Source organism: Faecalibacterium sp. Marseille-Q3530 (assembly GCF_017377625.1).
In the GTDB taxonomy this organism is placed as follows: Bacteria; Bacillota; Clostridia; order Oscillospirales; family Ruminococcaceae; genus Faecalibacterium; species Faecalibacterium prausnitzii_E.
In genome coordinates this window covers 84,612-99,817 of the sequence record NZ_JAFREH010000007.1, presented here as the reverse complement: position 1 = coordinate 99,817, position 15,206 = coordinate 84,612, and the positions used below count along the sequence as shown (strand labels likewise).

At 60.9% G+C, this 15,206-nt stretch carries 14 protein-coding genes and 1 riboswitch; of the genes, 9 read left to right on the top strand and 5 right to left on the bottom strand.

All coding sequences use genetic code 11. The features are described 5' to 3' along the window. Window positions 1-39: 39 nt before the first annotated feature. From J3350_RS07810 to J3350_RS07800, 3 genes are all read left to right on the top strand, one after another. Window positions 40-960 (top strand): AAA family ATPase, encoded by a 921-nt coding sequence (locus J3350_RS07810; RefSeq protein ID WP_207686242.1) that lies wholly within the window; start codon window positions 40-42, stop codon window positions 958-960. Then, window positions 960-2,717, top strand: a complete 1,758-nt coding sequence (locus tag J3350_RS07805; RefSeq protein WP_207686241.1) for a hypothetical protein — start codon at window positions 960-962, stop codon at window positions 2,715-2,717. Before J3350_RS07810 ends, J3350_RS07805 begins: the two co-directional genes overlap by 1 nt. A gap of 196 nt (window positions 2,718-2,913) precedes the next feature. Continuing rightward, window positions 2,914-3,642, top strand: a complete 729-nt coding sequence (locus tag J3350_RS07800; protein WP_207686240.1) for a hypothetical protein — start codon at window positions 2,914-2,916, stop codon at window positions 3,640-3,642. Window positions 3,643-3,687: 45 nt separating this feature from the next. On the opposite strand, the gene J3350_RS07795 is transcribed toward J3350_RS07800, so the two are convergent. From J3350_RS07795 to glyA, 3 genes are all read right to left on the bottom strand, one after another. Beyond that, complete coding sequence (locus J3350_RS07795; RefSeq protein WP_207686239.1) at window positions 3,688-4,203, bottom strand: cob(I)yrinic acid a,c-diamide adenosyltransferase; 516 nt, start codon at window positions 4,201-4,203, stop codon at window positions 3,688-3,690. Next, complete coding sequence (locus tag J3350_RS07790) at window positions 4,200-4,796, bottom strand: histidine phosphatase family protein (protein ID WP_207686238.1); 597 nt, start codon at window positions 4,794-4,796, stop codon at window positions 4,200-4,202. Before J3350_RS07790 ends, J3350_RS07795 begins: the two co-directional genes overlap by 4 nt. Window positions 4,797-5,020: 224 nt before the next feature. Beyond that, complete coding sequence (glyA, locus tag J3350_RS07785) at window positions 5,021-6,274, bottom strand: serine hydroxymethyltransferase (protein ID WP_207686237.1); 1,254 nt, start codon at window positions 6,272-6,274, stop codon at window positions 5,021-5,023. 238 nt (window positions 6,275-6,512) lie between these two features. Here glyA and J3350_RS07780 point away from each other — a divergent pair, with 238 nt between their 5' ends. The 4 genes from J3350_RS07780 (at window position 6,513) to J3350_RS07765 (ending at window position 10,061) form a co-directional block, all read left to right on the top strand. Further along, window positions 6,513-7,100: a 5-formyltetrahydrofolate cyclo-ligase gene (locus tag J3350_RS07780; RefSeq protein ID WP_207686236.1), complete on the top strand. Its 588-nt coding sequence runs from the start codon at window positions 6,513-6,515 to the stop codon at window positions 7,098-7,100. After that, window positions 7,075-7,707 carry a cyclodeaminase/cyclohydrolase family protein gene (locus tag J3350_RS07775; RefSeq protein WP_370569281.1) on the top strand — a complete coding sequence of 211 codons (633 nt, stop codon included), beginning with the start codon at window positions 7,075-7,077 and terminating at the stop codon, window positions 7,705-7,707. Before J3350_RS07780 ends, J3350_RS07775 begins: the two co-directional genes overlap by 26 nt. Before the next feature lie 5 nt (window positions 7,708-7,712). Then, on the top strand, window positions 7,713-8,561 hold the full coding sequence (locus J3350_RS07770; RefSeq protein WP_207686235.1) for a bifunctional 5,10-methylenetetrahydrofolate dehydrogenase/5,10-methenyltetrahydrofolate cyclohydrolase: 849 nt from the start codon (window positions 7,713-7,715) through the stop codon (window positions 8,559-8,561). A gap of 156 nt (window positions 8,562-8,717) precedes the next feature. Next, window positions 8,718-10,061 carry an MATE family efflux transporter gene (locus tag J3350_RS07765; protein ID WP_118552648.1) on the top strand — a complete coding sequence of 448 codons (1,344 nt, stop codon included), beginning with the start codon at window positions 8,718-8,720 and terminating at the stop codon, window positions 10,059-10,061. A gap of 302 nt (window positions 10,062-10,363) precedes the next feature. Here the strand turns inward: J3350_RS07765 and J3350_RS07760 are convergent, their stop codons facing one another. Next, complete coding sequence (locus J3350_RS07760) at window positions 10,364-11,308, bottom strand: phospho-N-acetylmuramoyl-pentapeptide-transferase (RefSeq protein ID WP_118552649.1); 945 nt, start codon at window positions 11,306-11,308, stop codon at window positions 10,364-10,366. Between the two features lie 202 nt (window positions 11,309-11,510). Between J3350_RS07760 and J3350_RS07755 the strand changes: the two genes are divergently transcribed. Next, window positions 11,511-12,929, top strand: a complete 1,419-nt coding sequence (locus tag J3350_RS07755) for an MATE family efflux transporter (protein WP_207686234.1) — start codon at window positions 11,511-11,513, stop codon at window positions 12,927-12,929. A 140-nt stretch (window positions 12,930-13,069) separates the two neighbouring features. On the opposite strand, the gene J3350_RS07750 is transcribed toward J3350_RS07755, so the two are convergent. After that, window positions 13,070-13,669 (bottom strand): ECF transporter S component, encoded by a 600-nt coding sequence (locus tag J3350_RS07750; protein ID WP_207686233.1) that lies wholly within the window; start codon window positions 13,667-13,669, stop codon window positions 13,070-13,072. Between the two features lie 145 nt (window positions 13,670-13,814). Continuing rightward, window positions 13,815-13,935: riboswitch (FMN riboswitch) on the bottom strand. Between the two features lie 117 nt (window positions 13,936-14,052). Between J3350_RS07750 and J3350_RS07745 the strand changes: the two genes are divergently transcribed. Further along, window positions 14,053-15,141 carry a mechanosensitive ion channel family protein gene (locus J3350_RS07745; protein ID WP_207686232.1) on the top strand — a complete coding sequence of 363 codons (1,089 nt, stop codon included), beginning with the start codon at window positions 14,053-14,055 and terminating at the stop codon, window positions 15,139-15,141. Window positions 15,142-15,206 lie beyond the last annotated feature (65 nt).

Genomic DNA, 15,206 nt, shown 5'->3' with positions numbered 1-15,206 from the left:
TCGGTTTGGCACTGCCAACCCATGAAGAAGGTGTCGTTCATGTCTGATCTGCTTGATACCCTGCGGCAGGAGGGCGTCGATCCCGCACTGCTCGCCGCTGTGGAAGAATACCGCGCAGCCCACCCGCTGGCCGAGGCGCTGCGCCCCCGCATCCCGGTGTCGGCCTTTACTTATTATGGTAAGGACGTCTGGGAGCAGGCTCTGGCCGCGCTGCTCTGCGGCGAGAACCTGCTGCTGGCAGGCGGCAAGGCCACCGGCAAAAATGTGCTGGCCGAAAACCTCTCCGCCGCCTTCGGCCGCCCTGCATGGGACATCTCGTTCCATGTGAACATGGACGCAGCTTCCCTCATCGGCATGGATACGTTTGAGGGCGGCGCGGTCAAGTTCCGGCCCGGCCCGGTCTACCGCTGCGCCCAGTGCGGTGGGTTTGGTGTGCTGGACGAGATCAACATGGCCAAAAACGAGGCGCTGGCCGTCCTCCACGCCGTGCTGGACTTCCGCCGCGCCATCGACGTGCCCGGCTATGAGCGCATCCCGCTGGCCGAGGAGACCCGCTTCATCGCCACCATGAACTACGGTTATGCGGGCACCCGCGAGCTGAACGAGGCGCTGACGTCCCGCTTTGTGGTCATCCAGATGCCCACCATCACACAGGACAACCTCGAAAAGCTGCTCCGTGCCCAGTTCCCCGACCTGCACGCAAACTATGTCCACCAGTTCGCCCTGCTCTTCCTCGACCTGCAAAAAAAGTGCGACAGCGCGGAGATCTCCACCAAGGCGCTCGATCTGCGCGGGATGCTGGATGCGCTGCGGCTGATCCGCCGGGGCGTCCCGGCCGGGGCCGCGCTGGATATGGGCATCACCAACAAAGCCTTTGATTCCTACGAGCAGGGGCTGATCCGGGACGTCATCGCCGCCCGCATCCCGGCGCAGCTCACTGCCGCAAAGCTGTTCCGCTGATGGAAGCGCAGAGCTACACCGCCGAACAGCGGCGCGCAGCCAATCAGGTCTGGGCGGCAGCCGGTGCCTATGGGTTTGAGCCGCTGTTCCTTGCACACAACACCGACGGCACGATCGATTTTTACATGAACTGCATCGTGGGCCTGGTGCACAAATATTACGGCGACGATCTCATCCGGAGCCTGTTCGGGCTTTGGGATGGCGACATCCGGGAGGCCGAACTCGACGACCTGACCTGGCTCTACCTCGAAAGCGCAGCCTATGCGCTGGAGCTGCCCCGCCGCCCGGTGCTGGCCGAGCTGCGCCGCGCCCATGCGGACTACTTTTTCGGCATCCAGTACAAGCTCTCCCGGCAGGAGTGGATGGCCAAAAATCAGCTCGTCTACACCATGCAGGCAGACCGCTGGCGCACTGTGCAGGGCCGCCGCCCGCCGGTGATGACCCCTTACGAAGCCGACCTTGCCGCCGCGCTGGCCCCGCAGACGCCGCCGGAACCGGCTGCGCTGAAACCGGCCCTGCTGGCCCTTTTTGCCCGCGCGAAGCTGTTTGACGGCACCGTGCACAAAAAGGCCGCGCTCCACCTGCATCTCGAAGGGCTTCTGGCTTCGCTTGCCACCAAAACGCTCCCCACCCAGATGATCAAGACCGCCCGCGTCATGGTCGAGCACTCCAGCGCGGTGGATGCCGCCGGCAGCGGCGGGCTGACGGTGGACAAGCGGCTGGCCCACATCACCCTCCGGCAGAACGCCGCCGAAGACCGCGCCTACATCGAGAGCTGTTTCGGGCGCTCTCTCTACCCGCCGGAACGGCTGCGCAAGGCCGAGCAGGAGCTTTGCACCGGCGATCATCTGGGGTGTCATCTCTGGTTCGCTGCCGGTGTCCCCAGCCCCGAACAGGCCCCCACCCCGGAAGCAAAGCATCTGGCCGAACAGGCGCAGCTGCAGGCCGACCGGAACCGCGCCTACTACGCCAAGAACCGGGAGCTGCACCGCAGCGTCGTGCTGCGGCTGACCGAGCAGATCCGCAACTGCATCCTCGTGCACCAGCAGCCCCATGCACGGGTGGCCCGCAGCGGCGGTCTGGACCCCGTGCGGGTCTGGCGGGCCCCTGTGCTGGACGACGCCCGCGTCTTCCGCTGCGCTGAGGAGGAGAATCAGCCCGCCTTCACCGTAGACCTGCTGCTGGATGCGTCGGCCTCTCGCTTGCACTGTCAGGAGGTCATCGCGGCGCAGGGCGTCATCCTTGCCGAGAGCCTGACCGCCTGCGGCATCCCTGTGCGGGTCAGCTGCTTTTCCAGCCTGCGGGGCTACACGGTCCTGCGGGTGCTCAAAGGCTTTTCGGACAAAAATCTGCAGAACATCCACCAGTATTTCGCCTCCGGCTGGAACCGCGACGGCCTGGCCCTGCGGGCAGCGGGCGACCTGTTGGACTTTGCGCCCGGCCCCGCGCCGCGTCATCTGCTCATCCTGCTGACGGACGCCTCCCCCAACGACAGCCGCCGTGTGCCGCCCTCTTCGGAAAACCCGCTGGGGCACGACTACGGCGGGACCTTCGGTGTGGACGATGCCGCCGCCGAGGTGCGCACCCTCCGCCGCAAGGGGCTGCGGGTCTCCGCTGTCTTCATGGGCGAAGACCGCTCCATCCCCGATGCCGAGCGCATCTACGGCAAAGATCTGGCCCGCATCCGCGGCATGGACCAGCTGGCCCGCGCGGCCGGGCAGCTCATCCAGAACGAGATCCGCGAGCTGGGCGATTGACTCCTCGCACCAAAAGACCGGGACTGCATGTTTGCAGCTCCGGTCTTTTGGTTACAACCATAGTGTATACCCTTTCCCCCAATGTGCAAAAATATTTTTGCAATCTTCAAACTTTTAGTTGTAATTTGTGACAACTTATGCTATAATACAGCCAGAAAAAAACGAATCAATGGTTGTACGAGGAAGGAGACCCGCTATGGATGCCAATCGTTACTTTGAGCAGATGCACCAGGTCATGTCCGCACAGAAGCGCGATTTCTCGTTGATTTTGAGCATAAAGGTGCAGGACCTTGGCGGCGCGGATGCCTACATCGAGCTGCGCCGGAACGCATCCGGCCGCGCACGGGTCTTCTATTCCACCATGGGCCGCCGCAACCTCAACTTCCAGTTGTTCCGCAAAGGCTGGCAGTTGTGCCACAACGCATCCGGCGAGATGACCGGCCGTTTCCCCACCAAAGCGGACGCCCTGTTGGACGCAGCGGACTTTTCCGCCTGCATCCGGGACGATGCCTTTGACCCGGCCCGCACGGAATTTCTCGTGAACCAGCTCCGACTTCTTTCGGACGCCTCCTGCCCTTCCCTGCCGCAGTCGGCCCGTGAAGGGGCACTCATCACCGTGGACAGCTTTGTGGGCCGCGGCGGGCACTGGTGCTATTGGAGCACGCAGGCCGCTGACTGCCTGCCTCTCGCCGCGCTGCTCTGCTGGCTGGGTGATTTTCTGGCTGGGAGCGAGCGCCGCACCCTGCAAAACTGCCCGCAGGCCATGGAGCTGGCCGCGCAGTGGCAGGCGGAGCTTTGCTCGCCCTTCACCCGCCCGGCGGACGGTGTCCGTTCTCCTGCCCAGCGCCCGGCCCCGCGCCGCGCCGCCCCTGCCGCGCAGAACCCCCACTGGCAGAGCATTCTGGCGGTGCTGGCCACCGTATGACAATCGTGCCCCGCCCTCTGGTTTTCCAGAGAGCGGGGCACTTGTTCAATATTCGATCCCCTGCCGGGCGGCGATGCCCTTCTGGTAGGGGTGGCGGCAGCACTTCATCTCGGTGCTGTAATCCGCCGCATCCAGCATCCACTGCGGCGCAGCGTGTGCCGTCAGAACGCATTCCTGCTCATCCGGCCGGTGCAGAACCGCCGATTGCAGCAGCTCTTTGTCCACCATATCCAGTTCCCATGCGGAACCGGCCTCGTCCAGAAGAAGCAGATCGGCCGACTGGGCCATGGCAGCCCGGAGGTTTTCATTTTGCAGCGCCCGCGTAGCCGCCTTTTCGGCGTCGTTCATCTGGAAGACAAACTTCTGCCCGGCCTTGCCGCGGTAGACTTTGGCCCCCAGCTGCTCCAGCAGCGGGATCTCGCCGCTTTTGCCGCCCTTCAGGAACTGCACGATGACCACACGCTTTCCGCTGCCCAATGCGCGCAGCGCAAGACCCATGGCGGCTGTGGTCTTGCCCTTTCCATCGCCCCAATAGAGATGCAGCAATCCGCGCTCCATCATGCGTTTTCCTCCGTGTACTGGACGGTTTTCACCATGTGCAGGATGTGTTCCGCCTTCCAGTCGCAGGCATCCAGCACATAGCCGCCCGCATTGGGGCCGCACCATGCGTGGAAGGTCTTGTGCGGCACCGCGAACCGCTCCATTGCGGCCATCTGGGTGCCGCCGTGCGCCACGATGACCAGCCGCTCCTCGCCGTCGGCAAGTGCCTTGTCCACCAGAGCGGCAAACGCCGCGCAGACGCGGTCACAGAAATCGCTCTTCCGCTCCCCGTCCGGGTGAGCGCTGGCTTCGTTCTGCCGGACCCACTCCAGATACTCCGGGTCCTGCTCCACACGGACGAACTTCTGCCCCTCGAACCGGCCGAAGTTCATCTCCTTCAGCCCCTCTACCGGCACCAGTTTTGCATCCGGAAAGAGGATCTTTGCCGTCTGCGATGTGCGCTGCAGCGGCGTCACGTAGACGACCTCCGGGGAAAAGTCCGCCCGCCGCAGCTGGGCCGCGCTTTCGGGCGAAAGCGGGATGTCCCTCTGGCCCTGATACCGTTTCTGGGCGTTGTATTCCGTTCTGCCATGGCGCAGCAGATAGATCCACATGGTGTTGTCTCCTTTTTTCATCCTTTTGCCGCCCCATTATAGCCGATTTCCGCAAAAGATACAAGCCGCCCACGGTTCATTCTTCCCCCCGCCTGCCACAGCATTCTTTTTGGTTTGCAATATCCAACCACGCGTATCCGTATGACACGCCCGTGCGCCTTTTGTCAAGCGTAAAAAAGCACCCGCCGCAGGATGTGCAGCAGGTGCCGGAAATTTGACCGTTCTTATTCGTACAGGGGGAACGCCTTGGTGAGCGCCAGAACGCGGGCGGAGATGTCGTCCCGCTTCTCGTCATAGTGCCAGATGCAGTCGGCAATGCAGTCGGCGATGATCTTCATCTCTGCCGGGCCCATGCCGCGCGTCGTGACGGCAGGGGTGCCCAGACGGACGCCGGATGTCACGAAGGGGCTGCGGATCTCGCCGGGCACGGTGTTCTTGTTGGCCGTGATGTGCACACTGTCGAGGCGGGCTTCCAGCTCCTTGCCGGTGCACTCCTCCTCCCGCAGGTCGAGGAGCATCAGGTGGTTGTCGGTGCCGCCGGACACCAGCTTCACGCCGCGGGCCTGCAGCTCAGCCGCCATGGCCTGTGCATTCTCCACGATCTTGCGCGCATATTCCTTGAATTCCGGCTTCAGTGCTTCCCCGAAGCAGACGGCCTTTGCCGCGATGACATGCTCCAGCGGGCCGCCCTGAGTGCCGGGGAAGACGGCGGAATTGATCCGCTTGGCCAGCACCGCATTGTTGGTCAGGATCAGGCCGCCGCGCGGGCCGCGCAAGGTCTTGTGGGTCGTGGTGGTCACAACGTCTGCATAGGGCACTGGGCTCTGGTGATAGCCGCCCGCCACCAGACCGGCGATGTGGGCCATATCGACCATCAGGTAAGCGCCATAGCCGTGGGCGATCTCGGCCAGCTTTTCAAAGTCGAGGGCGGGGGGGTAAGCCGACGCGCCCGCCACGATGAGCTTCGGGCGCACCGTTTTGACCTGCTTTTCCAGCGCCGCATAGTCGATGACACCGTCCTCGTTGACGCCGTAGGAAACAAAGTGGTAGTTCTTGCCGGACATGTTCACCGGCGAGCCGTGGGTCAGGTGGCCGCCCTGCGACAGGTCCATGCCCATGACGGTATCGCCAACGTCCAGCAGTGCAAAGTAGACGGCCAGGTTGGCCTGTGCGCCGGAGTGCGGCTGCACGTTGGCATACTTGGCCCCGAACAGCTTGCAGGCGCGCTGAATGGCGATGTTCTCCACCTCATCCACATAGGCACAGCCGCCGTAATAGCGCTTGCCCGGCAGACCCTCGGCATACTTGTTGGTCAGCACTGTGCCCATCGCAGCCATCACGGCAGGCGAAACGATGTTTTCGCTGGCGATCAGCTCGATATTCTCCCGCTGGCGGGTCAGCTCGCGGCCCATCGCCGCAGCCAGCTCCGGGTCAGCCTTGCCCACCAGACCGATGGTGTCCATCATTTCATCGTACATTTTTACTACCCCTCTCTGACAGATCGTTCCGGGCAGAGCGGCTCCGAAGTGAGCCTTGCTCCCCTCCTCTTTATGATAACAAAATCAGCCCCGATGCGCAACCATATTTTCGCCTAAGCCCTTGCTTTTTTTGCGGCCAGCGTTTATTATATCTGTATAAAAATCCGTTCCCGCGTTTGTGCAGCTTTTCAGAATCGACCCACACAAACTCCGGCGAAAACAAGGGAGGAAACCGCAGATGGATCATTCCCTGCAAAAAGCAGCCCAGCGCAAAGCGGGCATTGCCGCACGGCGGGCGCTTTCCGCCGCCGCACGTTCTGCCGCAGACGCCGCGCTGTGCCGCCGCATCGCAGCACTGAACTGCTTTCAGAACGCCCGGACGCTCCTTGCCTATGCCGCCTTCGGCGGGGAGGCAGACCTGTCCGCTTTGCTGGCGGAGGCCGTGCAGCAGGGCAAGACCGTTGCCTACCCCATCTGCGGCGCGGGCTTCACCCTGACGGCCACTGTGCCCGGCCCGGACGGCTGGGAGGTGGGTGCATACGGCATCCAGACCCCCATCCCGGAACGGGCGCAGCTGCTCCCGCCCGAAGCGCTCGACCTGGTGCTGGTGCCCTGCACGGCCTTTGATGCCGCCTGCCGCCGCGTCGGGATGGGAAAAGGCTACTATGACCGCTACCTGCCCCGCTGCCGGAACGCCGTGCTGCTTGGCGCTGCCTTTGAGGCACAGCGGGTGGAACAGGCCGCTGTGGACGCGCACGACCAGCAGCTGGACGGATTTGCAACAGAGGAGAGGATCTATCGTGGAACTGATGAATTTGAGCTGTGAAGCGTTTTTAGAAGACCTTGCCGGCAGTGCCCCGGCACCGGGCGGCGGCGGGGCTGCAGCTCTGGTGGGTGCCGCTGGAGCCGCCCTTGGCAATATGGTCGGCAGCCTGACCGTCGGCAAGAAAAAATATGCCGCCGTGGAGGCGGACATCCTCATCCTGAACCGCCGTGCCGCCGCCCTCCGCAAGCGGCTGGAAGGGCTGGTACAGGCCGACGCCGACGCCTTTACACCGCTGGCCGCAGCCTACAAGCTGCCCAAAGAGACCCCGGAGCAGCAGGCCCACAAAGCCGCTGTGCTGGAGGCCGCGCTGGAAGGGGCCTGTGCTGTGCCGCTGGAGATCATGTCCGCCTGCTGTGAGGGCATTGCGCTGGCGGCGGAATACGCCGAAAAAGGCAGTGTGATGGCCGTATCGGATGCCGGGTGCGCTGCACTGTTCTGCAAGGCCGCTCTGCAGGCCGCCGGGCTCAATGTCTTCATCAACACCCGGCTGATGGCCGACAAAGCCCACGCCGCCGCCCTGAATGCACAGGCCGACGCCATGCTGGCGGAGTTTGTGCCGCAGGCCGACCAGATCTACGAGAAACTCACACATTCATTGAGGGGGTAATTCTGATGGCAACGATTTTGAAGGGCGCGCCCGTTGTGGCCGCCATGAACGAAGCAAACGCCGCCCGCTGTGCTGCAATGCAGGAAAAGGGCATCGTGCCCACGCTGGCCGTGGTGCGCGTGGGTGCCCGCCCGGACGATCTTTCCTACGAAAAAGGCGTCTTGGCCCGCTGCGGCAAGGTGGGCGTCGCCGTAAAGCAGTTTCTTCTGCCCGAAGATACTGCACAGGACGCGCTTCTGGAGGTCATCCGGAAGATCAACGCAGACCCGTCCATCCACGGCTGTCTGCTCTTCCGCCCTCTGCCCAGGCAGTTCGATGACCGCGCCGTCCGCGCGGCGCTGGCCCCGGAAAAGGACATCGACGGCATCACGGACGGTTCGCTGGCCGGTGTGTTCACCAACACCGCCATCGGCTACCCGCCCTGCACCGCGCAGGCCTGTCTGGAGATTCTGAAGTATTATCAGGTGCCGCTCTCTGGTCGGCGGGCCGTGGTCGTGGGCCGCAGCCTCGTGGTCGGCAAGCCCGCCGCCATGATGCTGGACCGTGAAAACGCCACGGTAACGCTCTGCAACTCCCGCACCCAGGACCTGCCCGCCCTCTGCAAAGAGGCCGACATCGTGGTCGTTGCCATGGGGCGGCAGGGCTTCATCGGCAGCGACTGCCTGCGCGAAGGCCAGGTCGTGGTCGATGTGGGCATCCATGTCAACGCAGAGGGCAAGCTCTGCGGCGACGTCCGCTTTGACGAGGCAGAACCCCTCGTCGAGGCCATCACCCCGGTACCCGGCGGCGTGGGCACCGTGACCACCTCCGTGCTGGTCGGCCATGTGGTGGATGCCGCAGAAAAGACGCTGTAACAAACGATAGCAATTCAACTTTTATAGCAGTTTGCGTTTTTCATGCACAAGCAGCACCCGCAAACTGCATATCGCAAAGATGCCGTTTGAATGTTGCACTCATTTCTTGACTTTCGATAAAATTTGCGAGAAACGATTTTTTGAAGGAATGTAATCATGTCGAAAGATGAATATTTGATCACAGATCCACCCCTGAAAGCGCTGACTGTTTTTGCGATGCCGATGATCCTTGGCAGCTTTTTTCAACAAGTATACAATATGGCCGACTCCATAATAGTTGGTCAATTTGTTGGCTCCTCGGCACTTGCGGCTGTTGGTGCTTGTGCTGCACTGACCAATGTTTTTATTTGTGTGGCGCTTGGTGCTGGTGTGGGCGCAGGTGTGCTTGTAAGCCGCTATTTTGGTGCAAGAAATTATGGTAGAATGAAAACCATTGTGTCAACGTCCCTGATCAGCTTTTTGATCTTAAGCATTGTCCTTGGTGTCTTTGGCTTTTGCTTTTCCCATTTCATGATGAGCGGATTACAGACCCCTGCCGATATATTGGAAGAAGCAGCATTGTATCTGCGTGTCTACTTTGTGGGTTTCCCGTTTCTATTCATGTACAACATTCTTTCCACCATGTTCACTTCCATCGGTGAATCCAAAATTCCGTTGGGCCTGCTGATATTCTCATCGATCCTGAATATTTTTATGGATCTCTGGATGGTGGCTGGTCTTGGTCTGGGGGTGTTTGGTGCAGCCCTTGCGACCTTGATCGCACAAGGAATTTCTGCCGTGTTTTCGTTTTTGATCTTTCTGTCTCGGATGCGGCAATACAAGAGCTCCTTTCGCAGGTTCGACCGGCAGGAGCTGTATTCCATGCTTCGCATTGCGGTACCATCGGTTTTGCAGCAGTCCACAGTGTCTATCGGTATGATGATCGTGCAGGCAGTGGTAAATCCCTTCGGCACACAGGCACTTGCCGGGTATGCGGCAACGATGCGGGTAGAAAATGTTTTTTCGCTGATCTTCGTATCCATCGGCAATGCCGTTTCGCCGTTTGTATCCCAGAATCTTGGCGCAAAGAAAATTGAGCGTATCAAAAAAGGTTATCATGCTGCACTGGTGTTGGATCTATGCTTTGCAGTTCTTGCTTTCGTGGTCATTGAGACACTGCACACACAGATTTCCTCGTTGTTCTTGGGAAAAGACGGAACCGCGTTGGCCTATCAGGTGTCCGGTGATTATATGAGATGGCTTGGTTACTTTTTCATCTTCATGGGCATCAAGATGGCAACGGATGGCGTTCTTCGCGGACTTGGGATCATGCGGCCGTTTCTCATTGCAAATATGGTAAACCTTGCAATCCGCTTGTCTGTTGCTTTGATTTGTGCACCGCGTTTTGGCATTGCTTTTGTTTGGCTTGCAGTCCCGGCAGGTTGGCTTGCAAACTTCCTTATTTCCTATGCGGCGCTCAGAAGATCGTGGCCAGAGGATAAAGCAGCGGTATCTCAATGATTTCATGCAGTGGAGCGGTGCTTTTCAAGCTGTTTCGCCTTCTGACTGCTCAGGCTGGTTCAAATCTTGTGATGATTTGCACTATCGCAATTTTCAAAAATAGTACCTATCAACACAGCATATTTGCCTTTGCAGGGTACGAAAAAAGGCGCTTGGTGAGTGTTCACCAAGCGCCTTTGCTTTCGATGCTTAAAGTATAGCGTTTTTTTCGTTCGCTTTCAATCTGAAAACTGCAACAACTTTTCCGCGCAGATTTCCGTGTTTTGTAAAGTTGTACAAAGCCAGACCTTTATTTTTGTCGATTACCGGGTCAGCAGCAGAAGCCAGGCCGAAGCCACCGCCTGCAGGATGAGCCAGCGGGCCACCACCTGCTCATCGCTCCAGCCCATCCGCTTGCGCACATGGTCATGCAGCGGGGTCAGGGTGTGTTTGAGGATGCTGATGTGTAAAAACCGCTTGAAGCTGATCTTCAGGATGCCCAGGCTGCCGTCCACGATGAAGACCAGCGCCGCCAGCAGGAAGGAGAACGGGTGGCCGCTCTTGAGCGCCAGCACCGCGAGGAAGAAGCCCATGGCGCGGCTGCCCGCGTCACCCATCAGCAGGGTGGAGGGCTTGGCATTCATCCACAGGTAGGCCAGCAGTGCGCCGATGAAGACGATGGCGGCGGTGCTGTAGTCCCCCAGTTCCTCGCCGTAAGCCAGCAAGAAGGTGCCGATGCTGACCACCGCCAGGCTGGCCGACAGGCCGTCCACACCGTCGGTGCAATTGACGACGTTGATGCTGGCCCAGATGAGGACGACGATGAGCACGAGGTAGAGCGGATACGGGATGGCAAAGCTCCACTGCAAAAAGTTCACGGTGGTGCTGTTGAAGTTCAGGTAGGTCACACCCGCCACAATGGCGATGACGAGGTCGATGAGGCCTTTTTTATATTCGTTCCAGGCCACCTCGGAGGCATCGTCAAAATAGCCGGAGAGCATGGAGGCAATGAGCAGCACGGTATAGATGATATACTCGGTGCGCAGCGGCACCACCGCCAGCGTGACCAGCGCGATGCAGAGCACGAAGATGAGGCCGGAGCCGCGGGCCTTGCCCTTGGAAAGCTCGCCGTTCACCGCAAACGCGCGGCCATGGTCGTGGGGGAGCTTCTCCCGGAAGACCGAATCCATCAGCGCCGTCAGCGCAAAAGCCAGCAAAAATCCCAGCGCGTCCACGGTGCGCTGACTGCCCGATAACAGTTGGAGCATACGATTTTCCTCTTTCCCGGAGCCGCATACAGCGCCGCTCCTGTTGTTTCACTCATAGGTAAGGAAAGTGTATCACGCCCGGCTGAAAAAATCAATCTCCTGCGCACAAAACACGCCGGTTTGACATTTTTCGTCCTTCCTTATATAATAAGTGTATTCTGTCCCCCTGTGCGGGGCATTTTTTATGCGAACAGGAGAAGCCATGACACTTTCACTCGAACAGCTCTCCTCCCGGATGCGCCGGGGGGAGGACATCCCCTTGCGGGAAACAGCGCAGGTCGTGCTGGCGCTGAGCGTCCCTTCCATTTTGCAGCAGATGGTCGTCACCGCCATGGAATACATCGACGCCGCCATGGTGGGCCACATCGGGGCCGAAGCCACGGCCGCCATCGGCATCGTCAGTTCCAGCACCTGGCTGCTCCACGGCATCCTGGTGGGGCTGTACACTGCCTTTTCCATCCAGATCGCGCAGTATCTCGGTGCCGACCGCCAGGCCGACGCACGCGGTGTGCTGCGGCAGGCCATGCTCTTCAACCTTATCCTGGGTCTGGCGGCGGCAGGGTTCGGCATCGGCATCAGCCGCTTTCTGCCCGGCTGGCTGGGCGCTGACCTCTCGCTGCAGGCCAACGCTTCCGCCTACTTTGCCATCTGGTCGGCCGCCCTCCCCTTCACCATGGCCATGGGTATGTACGCTGCCATGCTCCGTGCCACCGGCGACGCCCTGACGCCCGGCCTCATCAGCGTCTTCGTCTGCGGGCTGGACGTCGTGTTCAACTTTTTCCTCATCAACCCCACCCGGACGCTGCCCCTCTTCGGCACCCGCGTCACCGTCTGGGGTGCCGGGCTGGGCGTTCCGGGTGCGGCGCTGGGCACCGCCCTTTCCAACGTGATCGGCGGGTTGCTGGCGCTGGCCATCCTGCTGCTGCGGGACGGCCCCCTCTGCATCCGGAAGCCCGGCTCCTGGAAGATCACCCGCGCCTGCCTGCTCAACCTCTGGCGGGTGGGTGCCCCGCTGGCCGCAGAGCGCGCAGCCCTCTCCTCGGCGCAGGTGGTGCTGGTGCGCATCGTGTCGGGGCTGGGCACGGTGGCCATCGCCGCCAACAGCCTCGGCGTCAGTGCCGAGGGGCTGTGCTACATGGCCGGTTACGGCATCCAGGATGCCGCCATCGCCCTCATCGGGCAGGCTGTGGGTGCCAACCGGAAGGACATGGCTAAGCGGTTCGCCTGGCTCTGCACCGGCATCGGCATCGGCATCATGGCGCTGTCCGGCATGGGGCTGTGGGTGTTTGCCCCGGCGCTGATGGGCATCTTCACCGCCGACGCCGCCGTCATCGCGCTGGGTGCGCGGGTGCTGCGCATCGAAGCCTTTGCCGAACCGATGTTCGGGGCCAGCATTGTGGCCAGCGGTGCTATGCAGGGCGCGGGCGACAGCACCGCCTGCTTCGTGCTGAACCTCGTCAGCATGTGGGGCATCCGGCTGACGCTGGCCTCCTTCTTTGCGCCCCGGTTTGGGCTGGCGGGCGTGTGGGGTTCCATGTGCTGTGAGCTCTGCATCCGCGGCCTGCTCTTCCTCTTCCGCCTTGCCCGCGGCAAGTGGCTGGAAAAAGGAGCCTTAACCTAAACAAGACCCTCTCAGTCTCGCATTCGCTCGCCAGCTCCCCCAAAGGGGGAGCTTTGCTGCTGGCACAAAACCAGTGCAAAACCTCGCCCTTGGGGAGAGGTGGCATTGCGAAGCAATGACGGAGAGGGTCTTTCCTTTTTTTACTTTCTGCCGTGCAGGATGGGCGACAGCGGCTTATAGATCACCATGCAGAGCACCGCATCCAGCAGGCCCTTGACCAGCGTGAAGGGCATGTTGAAGATGACGAGGCACTTGATGAGGCTGTCTGCCGAGGGCAGGATGGCCTGGTACATGCCGAGGATGGCTTCCAGCGGCATGTGGTAGAACTGCACATAGGCCGGATAGGTGATGAAGTAGTTGGACGGCACACTGAACACCGCCATGGCCGCTGCACCGATCAGCGCACCGAGAATGGCCGTTTTGCGGCTTTTGTGGTGCTTGTAAATGCAGCCCGCCGTAACCGAGAAGACCGCACCCAGCATGAAGTTGCACAGCTCGCCGACACACGCGGTGCTGGTGCCCTTGATGACGATGTGGAGCAGGTTCTTCATGAAGCTGATGACGGCGCCGTACACCGGGCCCAGCGCAAACGCACCCAGCAGGGCGGGCAGGTCGGAGAAGTCCATCTTGACGAAGGACGGGATGAGCATCGGGATGGGGAACTCGATGAACATCAGGATGAAGGCCACCGCGCTGAGCATGGCGGCTACGGTCAAGTTGTGGGTCGTATTTTTTTTCATGGTAATTTCCTCCCGTGGGGGCGCATGGCCCCGCTCAATTGAACTGGAAAGCCCTTTTCGCGCCGTACCGGAACCGGGAAGACAACCAAAAACGCGCCCTGCCGCAGCAAACACTGCAACAGGGCGCGCAAACAATTCGATTTGTCTGCCGTTTCTTGCATCCGGACTATACCGTTGGCCCCGGAGTCTCACCGGGTCAGCACTCTTTGGGAGTGGTCGCGGGCTGTACCGCCAGTGGGGAATCGCACCCCGCCCTGAAACGAACTTTCTGGGCAGAGTATAACGCGCCGGGCTGCACTTGTCAACCCCCAATTTCGGTTGCCCTTTCCGCGCGCTTTATGGTATACTGAGGCGTAATATTTTATTTCCGAGGAGTTTTTGCCATGATCTTTTCCATCCGCGATCTCGCGTTCGAGATCGGTTCCCTCTATCTGGAAGGCTGGCTTGCCCTGGCGGCGCGCTGCGTCTGTGCGCTGCTGCTCTTTGCTGCCGGGGTGCTGGTCTCCCTGCTGCTGCGCAGAAAGATCTTCCCCATCCTGCAGGCCCGCAGCTGGCATTTTGCCGCCACCCCCATCCTGCTGCGCAGTCTGGATCGCCCGCTGGAACGGATGGCCGTCTTCACCGGCCTCTACCTTGCTCTGACCAGCCTGCCGTGGGCCATCACCGGCCTGCCCAAATTCCTGCTTGTGGCCTACAAGGTCGTGATGAGCTTTCTGTTCTGCGAGGGTCTGTATCAGGCCTCGGATGTGGCTGACCTGCTGCTGGCCTCCTGCAGCCTGGAGATCCGCTCCAACAAGACCCTGCTCGCCCTGCTGAACACGACCTACAAGGTGCTGGTGGTCGTGCTCGGCGTTGCCACCATCGCGCAGGTCATCGGCTTCCCCATCGGCAGCATCGTCGCCGGTGCCGGTCTTGTCGGTCTGACCATTTCGCTGGCCGCACAGGAGAGCGCCAGCAACCTGTTCGGCGGTCTGGTCATCCTGCTCGACAAGCCCTTCTCGGTGGGCGACTGGATCACCGTGGGCGAGATCGAGGGCGAAGTCATCGACATCAACTTCCGCTCCACCCGCATCCGCGCCATGGACAAAACGGTCAGCATCGTCACCAACAGCAAGATCTGTTCTTCCACGGTGCAGAACGCTGCGATGCGCACCATGCGGCCCTATCGGTTCACGCTGGGCGTCACCTACAACACCACCCGCCCCCAGCTGGAAAAGCTGATGGCCGACCTCAAGACCATGCTGGACGAAAGCCCCTATACCCAGAAGGGCAGCAACATCGTCCGGCTGACCAGCTTTGGCGATTCCAGCATCAACATTCTGGTTTCCGCCTATCTTCAGACGAACGCCTATGCCGTCTTCCTCGAAGAGCAGAACGACCTGAACCTGAACATCATGGACATCATGCAGGCCGACGGCGTGGACTTTGCCTTCCCCTCCACCAGCGTCTACATCGAAAAGTCCGGCTCCTGAGCTGCACCCTTCCGCTCCCTCTCACGAGGGAGTTTTTTGTTTACAGGCAGATGGAGTTTTCGTGC

Bases quoted from the DNA above. Each gene is read 5' to 3' on its own strand.
- J3350_RS07810 (WP_207686242.1), top strand. From the start codon at position 40: ATGTCTGATCTGCTTGATACCCTGCGGCAGGAGGGCGTCGATCCCGCA.
- J3350_RS07805 (WP_207686241.1), top strand. From the start codon at position 960: ATGGAAGCGCAGAGCTACACCGCCGAACAGCGGCGCGCAGCCAATCAG.
- J3350_RS07800 (WP_207686240.1), top strand. From the start codon at position 2,914: ATGGATGCCAATCGTTACTTTGAGCAGATGCACCAGGTCATGTCCGCA.
- J3350_RS07795 (WP_207686239.1), bottom strand. From the start codon at position 4,203: ATGATGGAGCGCGGATTGCTGCATCTCTATTGGGGCGATGGAAAGGGC.
- J3350_RS07790 (WP_207686238.1), bottom strand. From the start codon at position 4,796: ATGTGGATCTATCTGCTGCGCCATGGCAGAACGGAATACAACGCCCAG.
- glyA (WP_207686237.1), bottom strand. From the start codon at position 6,274: ATGTACGATGAAATGATGGACACCATCGGTCTGGTGGGCAAGGCTGAC.
- J3350_RS07780 (WP_207686236.1), top strand. From the start codon at position 6,513: ATGGATCATTCCCTGCAAAAAGCAGCCCAGCGCAAAGCGGGCATTGCC.
- J3350_RS07770 (WP_207686235.1), top strand. From the start codon at position 7,713: ATGGCAACGATTTTGAAGGGCGCGCCCGTTGTGGCCGCCATGAACGAA.
- J3350_RS07765 (WP_118552648.1), top strand. From the start codon at position 8,718: ATGTCGAAAGATGAATATTTGATCACAGATCCACCCCTGAAAGCGCTG.
- J3350_RS07760 (WP_118552649.1), bottom strand. From the start codon at position 11,308: ATGCTCCAACTGTTATCGGGCAGTCAGCGCACCGTGGACGCGCTGGGA.
- J3350_RS07755 (WP_207686234.1), top strand. From the start codon at position 11,511: ATGACACTTTCACTCGAACAGCTCTCCTCCCGGATGCGCCGGGGGGAG.
- J3350_RS07750 (WP_207686233.1), bottom strand. From the start codon at position 13,669: ATGAAAAAAAATACGACCCACAACTTGACCGTAGCCGCCATGCTCAGC.
- J3350_RS07745 (WP_207686232.1), top strand. From the start codon at position 14,053: ATGATCTTTTCCATCCGCGATCTCGCGTTCGAGATCGGTTCCCTCTAT.